Genomic DNA, 15,795 nt, shown 5'->3' on the forward strand with positions numbered 1-15,795 from the left:
ACCATAAATGTAACAAAGCCAGTAGTACCTTTATTTTGAGCTCTTCACCAACTTTTTATACACTGCATCTTTATCTCGTTTGCCGATAGCGAGAACATATACTACCACTTCATCATCTATCACTTCATATGCAAGCCTGCAGCCTGCTGTGCGCAATTTTATTTTATATACACTATCAAAACCTCTCAGTTTCGATGCTGGTACATGAGGATTTTCTAGACGCTCTATGAGTTTCTTTTTAAACTGACTTTTTATGGGAGGAACAAGCTTGTTCCACTCTTTTTGTGCTACGAGTAAAAATTTTAGCTTATAAGTCATCAATATTAACTTTAACAACCTCTGATAAGTCAGCTCTGCGACTTTCGACAATTTTTACTAATTCAATATCGTCGATAAGTTCCATTAGAAACTCATACGTTTGCGCAGGTACTAAATAAGCTGCTGGTTTATTGTGATTTAAAATAGCTATCGCTGAACCATCAGCTTCATTTAATAACGCTGTTGGATTTTTCTTTAATTCTGAAATACTTGCTGAACAGTCTGCTAATATTTGTCTCATAACTCACCAAAACGACCATAAATATGAGCTAACTTTAGACCTTTTTTAGTCTTATAGCTAGCGCTTTTTAGAGCCTTTTATTTCCGACACACACTATTTCGTAAACAACTTTTCAAATAATAACTCTGCTTGTTTTAAGCCCTCTTCGGTCAGTACGACTGATTTAGCTTTACCAATTGGGTTATCAATTAAACCTTTTTCATGCAGCCGATTGGTTACGTCCCAATCAATTTGTTTCCATGCACGGCAATAGTCGTGCAAGGTTAAATACATCAGCGCTAATGCTGCGTCGTCTATTTTATCTTCATCAATTTGTGTTTCAGTACTCATTGGCCGTCTCTCATTTAATAGTATTATTTAACTTAAAGCTAACCCTGTATTATTTAATAAAAGCGTTCTTTCGCCATAAATGGCGACCTACAATTTATAGCTGAATGCCTTAGTTTGACTAAGCCAGAGCTAAAATATTTATTAAAGCAGACTTTTAATTTATTCCTTAATCGCCTTTTCTATTGTTTCTGGAGTAACAGGCTGATTCAAAATCCCTTTTATAACAACTGTCGCTGATATTTTATCTTGAATGGCTTGACGGTTTGGGTCCCAATAGACTTGTAAGAACCCCAATAAACCGGTTGCAAAGCCTGCGCCATAACCACCGTACCGACCAAAACAATCGAGTAACCCTAACTGCTCCCCATTCAATGCCACAACACGAATATTACATATTTTTTTACCCGGCGTTTGTCCTTTCCATAAAAGGGAAAACAACGTGAAATAAATAGCTGCCCAGCCAAAGCCTAGACCTAAATCTTCTATAACCCCTTTACCCCACTTTAAAATGCTATGAGATGTTGATGAGTTTGACTGAGGCTCTATAGATTCAATTTCCGCTAATCGTTGCTCATTGTGTGATTGCTCGCTTGCCTCGATGATCAAATCCAACAGCCCTTTCGCCATATTAATATGTTCAATTTTATTCACTTCGCTGAGCTCATTGAGTTCAGTTAGCTTTGCTACTTGAGATACTAAACTAGCCAGCTCAGCTGCCTGACACGCTTGATCGCACTGCTGTGCGTCTTTGGTCTGTTTTAAATACGTATTAACAGCCTGTATTTCTTCTGGGTTTAATATTATATTTTGTTGAATAGTCGCAGTGTCACCATCAAAGTAATCAATTGCTACTGACAATAAATACAGCGAGCTGATGAACAGCAAAGTAGCAGCCGTTAGTTTTAATATTCGCCGCCAAAGCGAGTTCATTTTAGGTAAGTGTTTTTGCGCAGTGCCTTTATAAAAAGCCACTGTAGCTACAAATGCAATTAAAGCAGCACTGAGTTTTGCCGCAAGAAAAATTAACATTACATCTATTAGCATCGCTAGCGCCCGTCTTGTGGGTGACGCCAATGGCAAGCCTAATAATGCTTGATCAATTTTAAATGCATAAGGCGTTATAACTTCCTTAGTTTCTGCTCGTGTTAATGCTAACTCTTCCATTTCTTTTGCTTTCATAAACGCCTATATCCTATAACTAACGATTTCCTGTTGTACAACTAAACCATCAATGAAAGGTTATCAATATACGGTTTATTTTCTTCATCGATAATCTGAATTATTTCTTTGTGCAGGCGTTTTTTATGCTCTGCAAAAATAGCTCGCTTTTTGTCAAATGTAGCGGCAAATTCCATTACATCAGCAAGCAAAGCGTCGTTATCTTTTGAGGCCTTCACAATAACGTGATCACTTGCCAGCTCAGCACCCGCAACGCGACGGCCTGTTAACTTCATTTCGTTAAAACGGTAGTATGGTATCGCCTTTTTCACAAAGGCTATCATGCCCGGTAAAAATGGGATTGATAAATCAACTTCAGGGAAGCAAAAGAACCCACGATCGATACGCATAAATCTAAAGTCGCACGCACATGCTAAGATAGCTCCATTGCCAAACGCATGACCATTAATCGCCGCAATTACAGGCATTGGAAAAAGTAGTAACGTTTTAAAAATATCGTCCATGTCATACATAAAACCACGTATTTCATCGGCTTTATTCGCTTTCATTGCAGGCATCAACCAATCAGTATCAATGCCCAAGCTCCAACTTTTTTCATCATTTGACGTAATGACTAGTGCTTTATGATCATCGTTTGCTACAACCTCTGCAAGGGCGTGTTTCAAATCTTTAGCAAACTGTGGATTGTGGCGGTTTTCACCATTGGTTAGGGTTATCACCGCAATGTTATTGTCAGTAGTGAGAATGATGATACTCATGGAGTGCCTCTTCAATTTTATCGTTTTCTAAATAATACCGATGACTCATTTACAATCAAATTATCGATCGTTGAGATTTTTAAACAAAAATTCAACACCTTGTATGCATTTACATTATGTCACAATTTTGCAATTTATAGATTTCAGTCTGAGTTAATATTAGATATTATCCATTCCACTAATAAAAATTAAAAATACTTATGGAAAAGTTAATAATTGGGCTTCTCATACTTCTATTGTTATTTGGCTGCGCGAGTTCAGCTAAAAGTGATCTCGAAGTATTAAACAATCGCAGCGTATGCTGTACTAATTTAGAAGACATTACATTCGTAGCGCAACAAACAAAACAGCTTATTTATTATGATTTAAGAAATCAGCCAGTAAAGCTTTTTGATTATGCAAAAAGCCCATTTATTGCAATTGAAAAACCTAGCGACACCCGTTTTTTACATGTTTTTAGTTACGCCAATGGTGCTTTTGTTCAAACTGCCACCCTCGTTTATCCGCAATTGCTGATTTTAAATAAATCAAAACAAGTTATTAACCATCTAAAACCCTATGAATCATGGAAAAATGGCTTACCAACAAGCTTAGATTTGGATGGCAATTTATATTACAAAACACAATTTACTCTACCAAAGGAAGCTAAATATTTAATTGTTTATACTGATAGCAGTTTGACTAATAAAAAAACCACAATCAATTGGCGCTCGCAAGTCGGTGGCAGTGAATATAGGCACCTCACCCTCACTTCATTCGCTAAAATTGGCATCAAATTACTTTAGTTTTACACTCATTTTCAGGAGTTATTATGAGATTTATTTTTACTATTATTATTTTTATTACTTTAAGTGGGTGTAAGTCTTCACCTAATTACATGAATACAGAACAATTAAAATCAAACCACCAGGTGCTAGGATTTAGCGGTTTTCATGTCGAAGAGAGTCTAGTTTCCTTTGAAAAACAATTAAAAAGTCATTATAAAAAACCGATAAAAGAGGCACTTGAAAAGCGTGGCTTTAAAGTCGTAGACACTAGTGAAGTTTATAACGTCTTTCATGAATTATTAGATAACGCTGACAACTTATATGACCCGCTTACTGGCCAAGAAAATCAAAATCTACGTAATGAACTCTGGATAGAAGCCCTTGCCACAACAAAAACTAAACTAGGTGTAAGTGCATTCGTATTTGCAGGTGTTGATACAGTACGTGCACACTTTACTAACAGTATTTTATTAGGTCATGTAGCCAAATGGTACGGCCAAGAAGAGTCTTACCTTGAGGGCGGTGCAGATGGCGGTGATATTCTTGTATCATTATTTCAAAACCAACAAGGGTATGTACCAGGTAGCAGAGTGTATATTCGCATTAGAGATGAACATGACAAAGTTTTAACAATGGGCTCTGGCGGCATTGAATTAGTGGCGCAATTTAATAGTAATGAAGAAATCATTGTTAAAGACCCCGAAGAACTATTTAAAAACCCTGCTAAATTAGATAGTGCGTTGCAATTTGCATTAGAGGCTATTGACACTAGGAAGGCGAAAAAATGATTAGATACATTTTTGTCATTATCGCTTTGTTAAATTTAGTAGGTTGCAAACTATTTCAATACAATAGCGACCCGCAAGTGACGGCAGATGCAATCTCACTCGCCAAGCCCGCAACCCACCGTAACTTAGCATATATATGGTTGCCAACTGCTAATACAGGTAACAAAGCACTCTATCGAGAAGTATTCGATAATAATGTAACCTATTTCTCAAAAAAAAAATTTAACTAATCTAAATCCGCTAGCACAAACGATTTTTAGTGACTTTATTATCAAGCAAGGAGGCGCTTATGATACCAAAACAGGCAAGCTTAACGCTGAGTTAATACAAACTGCAACGCAGCACACGTTTAAAAAAGTTACCGCAGCATACCCAAACATTGACACTCTGCTAATTATTCATCCAAAAGAAACTTCAATCAAAGTGGTTAATGGCGCTGCTAATTGGCATGGTGTTGAACAACATATAGTGACTATGAGATCAGTTGAATTTAGGCCTGTTATAAGCCTAGCTCTAAAATACTATATTCCAGATAGCAAAAGTTACAATATCGAGATTGGTTTAGACTTGCATACCCCGGATTTAAACGACCATAGAAAGTATGAGCATATCCTGACACATATTTTAGACCCTATCGTTATTTTAAATACTGAAAAAAACTAGATTGTAACCTGCGAATAAGCTAATACATTGCTTATTCGCATATACTTATCAGCAACTACTCATAAATTTTATATCTAAGGATGCCTATGCATAATAAAGTAGCTATTGTCATTGGCGCTACAGGTTTAGTGGGTAGCCATTTAGTTAAGCAATTAACTAAGGCAACTCATATCACTAAGGTCGTTACTTTAACACGCCGACCTGTTAACTATCACAGCGATAAAGTGATTAATCATGTTATTGACTTTGATAACCTACCTCAATATTCGGCGCTGTTTGAAGCTGATATATTATTTTCATGTTTAGGCACAACTAAAAAAACAGCTGGTTCTACTGATGCGCAAAGAAAAGTAGATTTTAATTATCAACTTCATGCCGCTGAGCTTGCTGCAAAAATGGGGGTAAAACACTATTTACTTGTGTCTTCAAGTGGTGCAAATACAAACAGTACTAGCGCTTATTTAAAGATGAAAGGTGAACTTGAAGATGCTGTTCAAGCCCTTTCATTTAAACGCATTAGTATTATCCAACCTTCGTTATTGCTGGGTAAGCGCACTAATGATTTTCGCTTTGCAGAAAAAGTTGGCAGTATATTGTTACCAGTGCTTTGTGTGATTCCCAGGTTAAAAAAATATCGGCCTATTACAGGGCAACAAGTTGCAATCAAGCTATCTCAGATCAGTATGCAATCGGGTCATGGTGTTGAGTATTTCACGTTGGATGCATTATTTGATAAATAACGATTGCTCTGTTTAAAAACAAATATCTTATCTAAAAATAAACCGTGTGTGAAAATTAGCTAACAATTTGAACCATTTATTCCATATTACGTATTGCTTATCTAAATACCCAACGCGTTAGGATTTAGTATGAAGACTCATCTGGCACCTTTGTTGTCTGCGGGCGTGCTTTTAGCGTCTAGCGATGTTGATGCCATTCCAAATTGGTACATTGTTAATGATTCGGTCATGGGCGGGCTTTCGACTAGCCAAGTTTACGAAAAGAATAACAACTTAATCTTTACAGGAACTGTGTCACTTGAGAATAATGGCGGCTTTGCCTCTGTACGCACTATCATCAACACAGAAAGTGAACCTTCTAAACAGATTGCATTGCGCGTAAAAGGTGATGGAAAAAGCTATCAGCTTCGTTTAAGAACGAGTAAATATATGGATGGCCCTGCTTACACCGTATCGTTTGATACAGAAAAAGACCAATGGCAGGTTTTTACATTTGCTCCAAATGATTTTATTTTGACCTTTCGGGGACGAGAGCTTGAACAGCAGCCAATAATTAACTTTCAAGAAATTAGTCAACTAGGCTTTATGATTGCTAAAAAACAACAAGGTGAGTTTAAACTTGAAATAAGCGACGTCGCTTTCAGTGGGTAGTGTAATTATATTCAAGTATTTAGGCAATAAACTAGGGGAGGATTATATTCCCCCCTTAGTAAACAATACCCATAAAAGCGCTTAATTACGCTACTTTTACGACTCAACTTTTAATAATTCAACTTCAAAAATAAGTAAAGACGCAGGAGGAATGCTCCCTACTCGCTTTTCGCCATAGGCTAGCTGATGAGGAATATAAAAGGTAAATTTGTCACCTTCGCTCATCAGTTGTAAGCCTTCAGTCCAGCCTTTGATCACTTGCTGTAAGCCAAAACTAATCGGGCTGTTTCGCTCAACTGAACTGTCAAACACACTGCCATCAAGCAAAGTTCCATGATAGTGAACGTTCACCATACTGGTCGCACTTGGTTTTACATCAGAGCCACTGCTGTGCTCAATTTTATATTGCAAGCCAGAAGCAGTCTCTGTTACACCTTCAACTTTACTGTTGGTCGCTAAAAAATCACTGCAAAGCTGCGCATTGGCTAGGGCTTGTTGCTTAGCTTTTTTACTATTTTGAAAGATTAAGTAGCAAAATATAGCGATAATAATCACTAAAATAATATTAATCATGATTCTTCACTCTGTTCTTTTTCGTCTTCGTCACTATCGCCATTAACGATATCGGCAATATTATTTAATCGTGCTAAAGCAATGCCATTAACCGACTCTTCAGGGTAATGGCCATCAACCAGCTCACCAGCGTCTATATCCATTAATGCGTTAAGAGCTTGATCAACTGTTTCGACGGCATAAATATGAAATTTACCTAATTCAACAGCTGTAAGTATTTCGTCATCTAAGACCAAATTAACTTGGTTAGATTTAGGCACAATCACACCTTGCTGACCCGTTAAACCGCGCATTTTACACAGTTTGAAAAAGCCTTCTATTTTTTCATTTACACCGCCAATGGCTTGTACATCACCATGTTGGTTAATTGAGCCGGTCAGTGCAATCGATTGGCTGATGGGTAAGTTAGTGATAGCTGAAATCAGCGCACATAACTCAGCCAGTGAGGCGCTATCACCATCTATGTAGCCATAACTTTGCTCGATAGCGATATTGGCACTGAGGGTTAAACTAAATTGCTGAGCGTATTTATTACCCAAATAACCGGTAAGTAGCATGACCCCTTTAGAGTGAATTGCTTTACCAAGCTCTGCTTCACGCTCTACGTCAATAACGCCATCAGCCCCTGCGTACACTGTGGCAGTAATACGTGCAGGCGTGCCAAATGATGTATCACCAATGTGCAATACGGTTAAGCCATTCACTTTACCAACGGCTTGGCCGTCTGTAGCAATTAAGGTGTGCCCTTCTTTAATATCACTAAGCATGTTTTCGCTAATTTGCCCAGTGCGGTACTGTTTACCTTCAATCGCTTCATCAATATGGTGAGCGTCAATTAGGCTTAAATTATCTTGTTTAGTATAAAAGCTTGCCTCTGCCACCAGCTCTAGCACATCAGCAAAACGCGCTGATAATTTATTATGGTGCTCTGCTTGGCGGTAACTAAACTTAAGTAGTCGTGCCATAGCTGACTCGGTCAAACTACATTTTAACGTATTTTGGCAGTACTCAGTTACTTTAGTAATAAACTGATATTGCAGTTTATCGCTACTAGGTAGGTAGTAATCGAAATCTGCTAGTACTCTAAATAATTCAGCAAATTCTTCGTCGTACTCACCAATGGTGTAGTACAAATCTCGTGAGCCTAGTAAAATAATTTTCACATCAAGGGGTATTAACTGCGGACGAAGCGTAAAACTGCTGCCCACTGCGCTGTCTTGATACGGTAAATCATTTTTAATCTGATGCGTTTTTAATGACAGCTTTAAGCCATCCCACACTTGTGGGTTTGCCATGACTTTTTCGGCATCCATAATCAAATAGCCGCCATTAGCACGGTGAAGAGCCCCTGGCTGAATTGAGCGATAGCTAGTGATCAACGAGCCTTGCGACGCCGCGTATTCTATTTTGCCAAAAATATTGCCAAACGTTGGGTTAGGTTCATAGACGACAGGCGCAGCATCGCCTTCTTTAAATTCGACCAAGATATTGGGCGCAAAAAAGTCGGTCAACATGCCTTTGCTATCAAAATCTTCTTTGTTTTCCTCGCTGACATCTTCATCGTCAAGCCATTCAAGCACCGCATCAATAATTTCAACTCGAATATCTTTTAAATAACGTAGCACGCCGATATGGGCGGCGTATTTATGTTCTAAATCTTTTAACAGCGGTTTGGTAGCAAGCTCTGCGGTGGATTTTTTTAAATTCCGTAGTTTTTCTGACGATTCACGCTTCCAACGCGGTAACTCTATTAATGCTTCGATTAAGGCATCTTCTAGTTTTTCGATAACCTCATAAAATTGCTCGCGTAAATCATCATCAAGAGCTGCAAATTCAGCGTCACTTAATTGTTTACCATCCACTAACGGAGCAAACCCCACTACGCTTTTTTCTTCAATTAAAGCAACGCTTTGTTCAAGTGCAGCAATTTCAACTTCGGTGATTGCAGCGTCGTAGGCGTCATTAAACTCACGGTCTATTTTTTTCTTTTTACGCTGATAAGCTGGGTTATCAAATGCTGCCGGAAAAGTATCTAGCACTTCGTCTATAAACGAGTCGATATCATCAGCCAATTGCTTGCTTTGCCCTGCTTGCAAGAACATCGCGATTGGTTCACGGTGATCGTCGTAATTATTAACGTATAACCACTCATTTGGCGTTGGGCGGCCTTTACTGTGCGCCTCTAATTTGTCTTTTACTAAAGTAAAGCGACCATGGGCAGCTTCACCCATGACATACACATTGTAACCAGGAAGCTCCATCCCCAATGAAAAATCCAACGCACTTTGAGCGCGCTGTTGACCTATGAAAGTCAAGGTTTCAGGATACGGATTATTCATGCACGTTTGCACATGATTAAGTGAGATAGTCGGCGCTAACGCAGACACAGGTAATGGCAGCAATTTTTTCGTCATTCTAACTTCTTTTTGTATCAGCACAACGGCTGATTAATTTTAATATGGGCAGAGCAATGAGCCTACCCACTATTTTATGGTTGTAATGCCTTACGAGAAAAATAGATACCGTCGCACTGCGAACAAGCTCTAATTTGCGTGGCATGATAAATATCATAACTATGGCTGCAATTCTTACATACTAATGTGCCCATGGCTATCCATTCACCTTGGTGATAAACGCCATTATGCTTAAAATCTTGGTTTAATGCGTGCCATTCTAACTGGGTTTTATCTTCTATGTGTGACAATTCAAACCATAAAGACTCTTTAAGTTCTTGCCATGCAAGTGAGTCATAGTGATTGTCGTTTTCTTTAATGTGTTCAATATCACGTTTAAGGTATTCTCGGTACAACGTTAGCTTTTCTTGACCTAATTGCTTGAGTGCTTGTTCAGATTCAACAAACTTATCCATTGCGTCTTTAAGCTCATGCTCTTTTACATCTTTTAACCAGGCACTTAAATCTGTTAACCATGCTTTATAATCAGCCATTTCATACTCCTTCAAAACTACGTTAAATCAGTGTTTACCTTAAACAAGTATAGGTTAACCTGCCCTGAAAACTAATTAAGTCATGAATTTATAAAATCCGCTTATTTGCCGCTGTGATTAGTACTATTTTTGGGGTATCCTATTCGGCAATTTTTTACTAGTTTGCAAGAAGTCTGGAATCATAGATGCAAGAGCAATATAACCCACAAGATATAGAGTCAAAAGTCCAAGCATATTGGGAAGAAAACCAAGTATTTAAAGCCACTGAAGATGAGAGTAAAGAAAAGTATTATTGCCTTTCTATGTTCCCATACCCAAGCGGCCGACTCCACATGGGTCATGTGCGTAACTACACCATTGGTGATGTTGTTTCTCGCTTCCAACGCTTGCAAGGCAAAAACGTAATGCAACCTATGGGTTGGGATGCGTTTGGTCTACCAGCAGAAAATGCGGCAATTAAAAACAAAACAGCGCCTGCAAAATGGACCTACGAAAATATCGATTACATGCGTACCCAACTTAAGCAATTAGGTTTTGGTTATGATTGGGATCGTGAAATCGCGACGTGCCACCCAGATTACTACAAGTGGGAACAATGGTTTTTCACCAAGCTTTACGAAAAAGGCTTAGTGTATAAAAAAATGTCGACTGTAAACTGGGATCCAGTTGATCAAACAGTACTTGCAAACGAGCAAGTTATTGATGGTCGCGGTTGGCGCTCTGGTGCCGTGGTTGAACAAAAAGAAATCCCTCAGTGGTTTATTAAAATTACCGATTACGCACAAGAATTACTTGACGACTTAGACAAACTAGAAGATTGGCCTGAGCAAGTCAAAACCATGCAACGTAACTGGATTGGCCGCTCTGAAGGCTTAGATATCGAGTTTACCCGCACAGATAACAACGAAAAATTCAGCGTATACACGACTCGCCCAGATACTTTCATGGGTGTAACTTATCTTGCGGTTGCAGGTGCGCACCCTATTGCTCAAGAAGCGGCTAAAAATAGCGACGCTGTGGCAATGTTTGTTGAAGAATGTAAAAACACCAAAGTTGCTGAAGCAGACATGGCAACTATGGAAAAGAAAGGCATTGCAACAGGTTTTTATGCAACTCACCCATTAACTGGTGAAAAACTGCCAATTTGGGTCGCTAACTTTGTACTTATGCATTACGGCTCTGGTGCAGTGATGGCAGTACCGGCACACGATCAACGCGATTACGAATTTGCGACAGCTTATGGCCTAGACATAAAACAAGTTATCGCGCCTGTCGCAGGCTCTGAACTTGAAGTAAACCTTGATCAAGAAGCTTACACAGAAAAAGGTGTGTTAGTTAACTCAAATGAATTTGATGGCCTAGAGTTTGACGATGCATTTAATGCGGTTGCAGATAAGCTTGAAGCACTTGGCGTAGGTGAGCGTAAAGTAAACTTCCGCTTACGTGACTGGGGCGTAAGCCGTCAGCGTTATTGGGGTTCGCCAATTCCAATGCTTAGCGATGAAGACGGTAAAGAGCTTGCCGCTACTGAGGATATGCTACCCGTTCGCTTACCTGAAGACGTAGTGATGAATGGTGTAACGTCACCAATCAAAGCTGATCCACAGTGGGCTAAAACCACTGTTAACGGTGCTCCTGCTTTTCACGAAACAGATACCTTTGACACCTTTATGGAATCGTCTTGGTACTACGCGCGCTATTGCAGCCCTCGCCATGATGAAGGCATGTTAGACCCTGCAGCAGCTAACTACTGGCTACCAGTAAACCAATACATTGGTGGTATTGAGCACGCTATTTTACACTTATTGTACTCGCGCTTTTTCCATAAATTATTGCGTGACTTTGGTTTAGTAAACTCAGACGAGCCTTTTGACCGCCTACTTTGTCAAGGTATGGTACTGGCTGAAACTTTCTATCGTAAAGATGAGAAAGGCGGCGATGTGTGGATTTCGCCAAGTGATGTTGAAACCGAAACCGACGAAAAAGGCCGTGTAACAAAAGCATGGCATAAAGACGATGGCGAGCCAGTGTTCTCATCTGGCATGAGCAAAATGTCAAAGTCGAAAAATAACGGTATCGACCCGCAGCAAGTTATTGCTCAATATGGCGCAGATACAGTACGCTTATTTATGATGTTTACCGCACCGCCAGAGCAAACCCTTGAATGGTCTGATTCAGGTGTAGAGGGCGCGCATCGTTTCATTAAAAGAGTATGGAAATACGCGGTTGATGTAAACACAGTAGGTTACCAAGCACTTGATAAATCAGCGCTAACCAACCCACAAAAAGTACTTCGTCGTGAGCTACACAAAGCCATTGCTAAAGTGACTGATGATGTTGAACGTCGTCAAACATTTAATACCGCGATTGCCGCTATTATGGAAATCTCGAACAAATTGTTAAAAGCCCCTTTGGCCGATAAACAAGATGTGGCGATTGCTAATGAAGCACTTGAAGCACTATTAATTATGCTTGCACCAATCACACCGCATTTGTCACATCAATTATGGCAAGAGCTTGGCAAAGAAGGCGACATTCTTGACGCCGCTTGGCCAACAGTTGACGAGTCTGCACTTGTTGAAGATGAGAAGCTTATAATCGTGCAAGTAAACGGTAAGCTACGTGCAAAGTTAACCGTGCCTGCTGATGCAACTAAAGAACAAGTTGAAACACTTGCTTTTGCAGAATCTAACGTAACTAAGTTTACCGATGGCGTAACTATTCGTAAGGTGATTTACGTACCAGGCAAACTACTCAACGTGGTTGCTAACTAATATGGCATCATTTAATGCCTTTAAAAACGGACTAGTCTTAGTGCTAGTCTGTTTTTTACTTACCGGCTGTGGCTTTCACTTAAAAAAGGCATCAAGCTTACCAGATGACTTAAAAATCATGACCCTTAATGGCGATGATGAAAAGTCTGCTCTTTTTGCTATCCTTGAAAAAGAACTCATTGTGAGCAAAGTTGAATTGCAATCAGTGCCTGAAAAAAATGTTGCTCAACTATATTTGTCTAAAGACCGTTTAGAACGACAGATTTTGTCGTTATTTAAAAATGGCCAAGTGGCCGAATATGAACTCGCTTACAGTGTTGCGTATACCCTAAAACGCCCCGGAAAAGATCCTATAGAGCAAAGTTTTGAGCTTTACCGTAATTACCAAGATGACCCAGATAACGCCTTGGCAAAAGCCAAGGAGCTTGATTTATTGCTTAATGAAATACGTAAACAAGCAAGTCGTCGAATAGTACGAGAGCTGTCACAACTATAATGCGCTGTTACGCTAATCAATTACCGAGTGAATTAAATAAAGCACTCCAACCCTTTTATTTAGTGTTTGGTGAAGAACCATTTCAAATAGCGCAATGCGCACAGCAAATTCGCTCAAAAGCCAAGCAACAAGGCTTTGATGAAGTCATAAAATTTACACTAATGCCCGGCTTTGATTGGCAAGAGCTAATCGCCCAATATCAAAGTATGTCGTTATTTAGTGCTCGTACTTTAATTGAACTTGATCTCAATTCTCAAAAGCCAGGTACTGTTGGCAGCCAAACTTTTAAAAAACTGGTTGAACTCAATAACCCCGACACACTTCTAATTGTAACCGGAGCCAAGGCAAACCAAGAAATTCAGCGCAGTGCATGGTTTAAAGCACTAGATAAACACGGTGTATTTGTGCCTTGCTACCCATTGGCTGGCAATCATTTACAACGTTGGCTCGATGAGCAGTGCCATCGTTTATCTATTAATATGCAAAATGATGCTAAGCGTACGCTGATTGATGCAACTGAAGGTAATTTGCTAGCGTGTTTTCAAGAGCTTGAAAAACTCTCATTACTTCACGGCAGTGCGCTAATAGATCAACAATTAGTGCTTCAAGGTTTACTTAATCAAGCTAAGTTCGATATTTTCGATTTAAGTGATGCACTCTTACAAGGTAATAACCGCCAAGCAATTAAAATCCTCACCAAGCTTGCAGATCATAATACTGAAGCGGTCACTATTTTATGGGCTATAAACAAAGAAGCAAATACACTATTAAGTTTGCAATTAGGCCTATTACAAGGCGAGAGTTTAACCAATTTATTTAAACAAAAAGCGATTTGGAAAAACCAGCAGGGGCCTGTTAATCAAGCACTAAACCGCTTATCGATTACGACTCTTGAACATCTGATAAGTTTGCTTGCACAATTTGATGCAAGTTATAAGCAAGGTACGCTAATTAAACCTTATCAGGCACTAGCGCATATATGCCTCGTTTTTTGTCAACCCGTTGAGGTTGCTCTCCCCGCTCACCCTGTTTCATAACGATTAGGAACAAAAGATGATTGCACTATTTGGTGGTACATTCGATCCTATTCATTTAGGCCATATCAATATGGCTAAGCAATGTGTTGAGCACTTAAACCTTCGTAATTTACAATTTATGCCATGTGCTATCCCAGCGCATAAAGCGGTACCGGGGATCAGTAACGAGGATCGAATTGCAATGCTGCAGGCCACTATTGAACCTTATCCGTATTTTTCGCTAGACTTGCGTGAGTTAAAACGCCAAGGGCCTTCTTATTCGCTATTAAGTTTACAAGAGCTACGCGAGGAACACCCTAACGATCCCATTTTATTTTTAATTGGCCTCGATTCATTTAATACGCTTGATAAATGGTTTGAATGGCAAACTATTACTCAGCTTTGTCACCTTGTAGTTTTCCAGCGCCCAAATCAAAATATAAATTTAAGCCCGCAGCTTATTGAATACAAAAAAAAGGCCCTCACGACATCACCTGACACACTTCGTTTAGAGCGCGCTGGGAGACTGTATTTCTTGCCTGGTCAGATGATGGATATTGCGTCTAGCGATATTCGGCAAAAACTTAAAAAAGGTCAATCGTGTGGGGAACTTCTTCCTACTGCGGTGAGTCACTATATAGGTGAGCAGCAACTTTATCTAAGTGGTGAATAAAAATCACCGCCATGATAAAATAACAGCTATTCCCTTTTTTAATGAGATAACACTTTGGATTCGAAACAACTACTCGCCTTTGCACTAGACAAAATTGACGATATGAAAGCCCGTGATGTGGTACAGATTGATGTAAAAGGCAATTCTGACATTACTGACTATATGCTTGTTTGCTCTGGTAATTCTAAACGCCATGTGCAATCAATTGCTGATCATGTTGCTAAAGAAGCTCGTCATGCCGGTGAAGAACCTCTTGGATACGAAGGCCAAAATGAAGGCGAATGGGTTCTGGTAGATTTAGGTGATGTTGTCGTACACGTGATGCAAGATCAAGCACGTAGCTACTATGACCTAGAAAAGCTCTGGAGCTAACAGCCCTTTATTTAAATTGAGTTTGGAAGGACACGCGTGAAAATACAAATGATTGCCGTTGGTACAAAAATGCCAGCGTGGGTAGAGACCGGGTTTGCAGAGTACCAGCGTCGCTTTCCAAAAGATATGGCATTAGAACTAATTGAAATCCCAGCAGGTAAGCGCGGCAAAAATGCCGATATAAAGCGGATTTTACATATCGAAGGCGAAAAAACCCTTGCGGCAATACCTAAAGGTAATCGTATTGTTACTTTAGAGGTAACAGGTAAGCCACTTGATACGCATCAGTTAGCAAAAAATATGGAAAAGTGGCAACTAGATGGCCGCGATGTAAGTTTGTTGATTGGTGGCCCGGAAGGATTAGCACCAGAATGTATTGCAGCCTCCGAACAGAAGTGGTCATTATCGAACTTGACCTTGCCGCACCCATTAGTGCGCATTATTGTAGCTGAAAGCTTGTATCGAGGGTGGAGTTTAAACAACAACCATCCTTATCATCGCGAGTAGCC

At 39.6% G+C, this 15,795-nt stretch carries 19 protein-coding genes; 11 read left to right on the top strand and 8 right to left on the bottom strand.

Annotated elements, in window-relative coordinates:
* Nucleotides 1-30 precede the first annotated feature (30 nt).
* From ACFI4Z_RS07315 to ACFI4Z_RS07335, 5 genes are all read right to left on the bottom strand, one after another.
* On the bottom strand, nucleotides 31-318 hold the full coding sequence (locus tag ACFI4Z_RS07315; RefSeq protein WP_462670018.1) for a type II toxin-antitoxin system RelE family toxin: 288 nt from the start codon (nucleotides 316-318) through the stop codon (nucleotides 31-33).
* The gene (locus ACFI4Z_RS07320) at nucleotides 308-559 is read right to left on the bottom strand and encodes a type II toxin-antitoxin system Phd/YefM family antitoxin (protein ID WP_462670019.1); all 252 of its coding nucleotides are present in this window, start codon (nucleotides 557-559) and stop codon (nucleotides 308-310) included. Before ACFI4Z_RS07320 ends, ACFI4Z_RS07315 begins: the two co-directional genes overlap by 11 nt.
* 93 nt (nucleotides 560-652) lie before the next feature.
* Nucleotides 653-889, bottom strand: a complete 237-nt coding sequence (locus tag ACFI4Z_RS07325; RefSeq protein ID WP_462670020.1) for a DUF6429 family protein — start codon at nucleotides 887-889, stop codon at nucleotides 653-655.
* Nucleotides 890-1,048: 159 nt separating this feature from the next.
* Nucleotides 1,049-2,068 carry an RDD family protein gene (locus ACFI4Z_RS07330; protein ID WP_462670021.1) on the bottom strand — a complete coding sequence of 340 codons (1,020 nt, stop codon included), beginning with the start codon at nucleotides 2,066-2,068 and terminating at the stop codon, nucleotides 1,049-1,051.
* Nucleotides 2,069-2,109: 41 nt separating this feature from the next.
* Nucleotides 2,110-2,826, bottom strand: coding sequence for an enoyl-CoA hydratase/isomerase family protein (locus ACFI4Z_RS07335; RefSeq protein ID WP_462670022.1), 717 nt, complete (start codon nucleotides 2,824-2,826; stop codon nucleotides 2,110-2,112).
* 200 nt (nucleotides 2,827-3,026) lie between these two features.
* Between ACFI4Z_RS07335 and ACFI4Z_RS07340 the strand changes: the two genes are divergently transcribed.
* From ACFI4Z_RS07340 to ACFI4Z_RS07360, 5 genes are all read left to right on the top strand, one after another.
* On the top strand, nucleotides 3,027-3,611 hold the full coding sequence (locus ACFI4Z_RS07340) for a hypothetical protein (protein ID WP_462670023.1): 585 nt from the start codon (nucleotides 3,027-3,029) through the stop codon (nucleotides 3,609-3,611).
* A 26-nt stretch (nucleotides 3,612-3,637) separates the two neighbouring features.
* Nucleotides 3,638-4,381, top strand: coding sequence for a hypothetical protein (locus ACFI4Z_RS07345; protein WP_462670024.1), 744 nt, complete (start codon nucleotides 3,638-3,640; stop codon nucleotides 4,379-4,381).
* Nucleotides 4,378-4,611, top strand: a complete 234-nt coding sequence (locus ACFI4Z_RS07350; RefSeq protein WP_462670025.1) for a hypothetical protein — start codon at nucleotides 4,378-4,380, stop codon at nucleotides 4,609-4,611. Before ACFI4Z_RS07345 ends, ACFI4Z_RS07350 begins: the two co-directional genes overlap by 4 nt.
* 519 nt (nucleotides 4,612-5,130) lie before the next feature.
* Complete coding sequence (locus ACFI4Z_RS07355) at nucleotides 5,131-5,784, top strand: NAD(P)H-binding protein (protein ID WP_462670026.1); 654 nt, start codon at nucleotides 5,131-5,133, stop codon at nucleotides 5,782-5,784.
* Nucleotides 5,785-5,913: 129 nt separating this feature from the next.
* Nucleotides 5,914-6,435: a CIA30 family protein gene (locus ACFI4Z_RS07360; RefSeq protein WP_462670027.1), complete on the top strand. Its 522-nt coding sequence runs from the start codon at nucleotides 5,914-5,916 to the stop codon at nucleotides 6,433-6,435.
* A gap of 96 nt (nucleotides 6,436-6,531) precedes the next feature.
* On the opposite strand, the gene ACFI4Z_RS07365 is transcribed toward ACFI4Z_RS07360, so the two are convergent.
* From ACFI4Z_RS07365 to ACFI4Z_RS07375, 3 genes are all read right to left on the bottom strand, one after another.
* Entirely contained in the window at nucleotides 6,532-7,008 is a 477-nt protein-coding gene (locus ACFI4Z_RS07365; protein WP_462670028.1) for an FKBP-type peptidyl-prolyl cis-trans isomerase, read from the bottom strand.
* The gene (locus ACFI4Z_RS07370) at nucleotides 7,005-9,422 is read right to left on the bottom strand and encodes a Lon protease family protein (RefSeq protein ID WP_462670029.1); all 2,418 of its coding nucleotides are present in this window, start codon (nucleotides 9,420-9,422) and stop codon (nucleotides 7,005-7,007) included. The genes ACFI4Z_RS07365 and ACFI4Z_RS07370 overlap by 4 nt, the downstream gene beginning before the upstream one ends.
* 74 nt (nucleotides 9,423-9,496) lie before the next feature.
* On the bottom strand, nucleotides 9,497-9,955 hold the full coding sequence (locus ACFI4Z_RS07375; protein ID WP_394192211.1) for a zinc ribbon-containing protein: 459 nt from the start codon (nucleotides 9,953-9,955) through the stop codon (nucleotides 9,497-9,499).
* Between the two features lie 185 nt (nucleotides 9,956-10,140).
* Between ACFI4Z_RS07375 and leuS the strand changes: the two genes are divergently transcribed.
* The 6 genes from leuS to rlmH are packed head-to-tail and all read left to right on the top strand — an operon-like array spanning nucleotide 10,141 to nucleotide 15,793.
* Nucleotides 10,141-12,729, top strand: a complete 2,589-nt coding sequence (gene leuS / locus ACFI4Z_RS07380) for a leucine--tRNA ligase (protein WP_462670030.1) — start codon at nucleotides 10,141-10,143, stop codon at nucleotides 12,727-12,729.
* A gap of 1 nt (nucleotide 12,730) precedes the next feature.
* A complete protein-coding gene (locus tag ACFI4Z_RS07385; protein ID WP_462670031.1) occupies nucleotides 12,731-13,225 on the top strand; it encodes an LPS-assembly lipoprotein LptE in 495 nt (164 codons plus the stop codon).
* Complete coding sequence (gene holA, locus ACFI4Z_RS07390) at nucleotides 13,225-14,262, top strand: DNA polymerase III subunit delta (RefSeq protein WP_462670032.1); 1,038 nt, start codon at nucleotides 13,225-13,227, stop codon at nucleotides 14,260-14,262. The genes ACFI4Z_RS07385 and holA overlap by 1 nt, the downstream gene beginning before the upstream one ends.
* A gap of 16 nt (nucleotides 14,263-14,278) precedes the next feature.
* Nucleotides 14,279-14,914 (top strand): nicotinate-nucleotide adenylyltransferase, encoded by a 636-nt coding sequence (nadD, locus tag ACFI4Z_RS07395; protein WP_462670033.1) that lies wholly within the window; start codon nucleotides 14,279-14,281, stop codon nucleotides 14,912-14,914.
* Nucleotides 14,915-14,968: 54 nt separating this feature from the next.
* Nucleotides 14,969-15,286, top strand: coding sequence for a ribosome silencing factor (rsfS, locus tag ACFI4Z_RS07400; protein ID WP_099296074.1), 318 nt, complete (start codon nucleotides 14,969-14,971; stop codon nucleotides 15,284-15,286).
* A 36-nt stretch (nucleotides 15,287-15,322) separates the two neighbouring features.
* The gene (gene rlmH, locus ACFI4Z_RS07405; RefSeq protein ID WP_138604989.1) at nucleotides 15,323-15,793 is read left to right on the top strand and encodes a 23S rRNA (pseudouridine(1915)-N(3))-methyltransferase RlmH; all 471 of its coding nucleotides are present in this window, start codon (nucleotides 15,323-15,325) and stop codon (nucleotides 15,791-15,793) included.
* The last annotated feature ends 2 nt before the right edge of the window (nucleotides 15,794-15,795 follow it).

It is taken from the genome of Pseudoalteromonas sp. RWi3, from assembly GCF_054960735.1.

Coding starts and splice junctions, on each gene's coding strand:
- ACFI4Z_RS07315 (WP_462670018.1), bottom strand. CDS start 318: ATGACTTATAAGCTAAAATTTTTACTCGTAGCACAAAAAGAGTGGAAC.
- ACFI4Z_RS07320 (WP_462670019.1), bottom strand. CDS start 559: ATGAGACAAATATTAGCAGACTGTTCAGCAAGTATTTCAGAATTAAAG.
- ACFI4Z_RS07325 (WP_462670020.1), bottom strand. CDS start 889: ATGAGTACTGAAACACAAATTGATGAAGATAAAATAGACGACGCAGCA.
- ACFI4Z_RS07330 (WP_462670021.1), bottom strand. CDS start 2,068: ATGAAAGCAAAAGAAATGGAAGAGTTAGCATTAACACGAGCAGAAACT.
- ACFI4Z_RS07335 (WP_462670022.1), bottom strand. CDS start 2,826: ATGAGTATCATCATTCTCACTACTGACAATAACATTGCGGTGATAACC.
- ACFI4Z_RS07340 (WP_462670023.1), top strand. CDS start 3,027: ATGGAAAAGTTAATAATTGGGCTTCTCATACTTCTATTGTTATTTGGC.
- ACFI4Z_RS07345 (WP_462670024.1), top strand. CDS start 3,638: ATGAGATTTATTTTTACTATTATTATTTTTATTACTTTAAGTGGGTGT.
- ACFI4Z_RS07350 (WP_462670025.1), top strand. CDS start 4,378: ATGATTAGATACATTTTTGTCATTATCGCTTTGTTAAATTTAGTAGGT.
- ACFI4Z_RS07355 (WP_462670026.1), top strand. CDS start 5,131: ATGCATAATAAAGTAGCTATTGTCATTGGCGCTACAGGTTTAGTGGGT.
- ACFI4Z_RS07360 (WP_462670027.1), top strand. CDS start 5,914: ATGAAGACTCATCTGGCACCTTTGTTGTCTGCGGGCGTGCTTTTAGCG.
- ACFI4Z_RS07365 (WP_462670028.1), bottom strand. CDS start 7,008: ATGATTAATATTATTTTAGTGATTATTATCGCTATATTTTGCTACTTA.
- ACFI4Z_RS07370 (WP_462670029.1), bottom strand. CDS start 9,422: ATGACGAAAAAATTGCTGCCATTACCTGTGTCTGCGTTAGCGCCGACT.
- ACFI4Z_RS07375 (WP_394192211.1), bottom strand. CDS start 9,955: ATGGCTGATTATAAAGCATGGTTAACAGATTTAAGTGCCTGGTTAAAA.
- leuS (WP_462670030.1), top strand. CDS start 10,141: ATGCAAGAGCAATATAACCCACAAGATATAGAGTCAAAAGTCCAAGCA.
- ACFI4Z_RS07385 (WP_462670031.1), top strand. CDS start 12,731: ATGGCATCATTTAATGCCTTTAAAAACGGACTAGTCTTAGTGCTAGTC.
- holA (WP_462670032.1), top strand. CDS start 13,225: ATGCGCTGTTACGCTAATCAATTACCGAGTGAATTAAATAAAGCACTC.
- nadD (WP_462670033.1), top strand. CDS start 14,279: ATGATTGCACTATTTGGTGGTACATTCGATCCTATTCATTTAGGCCAT.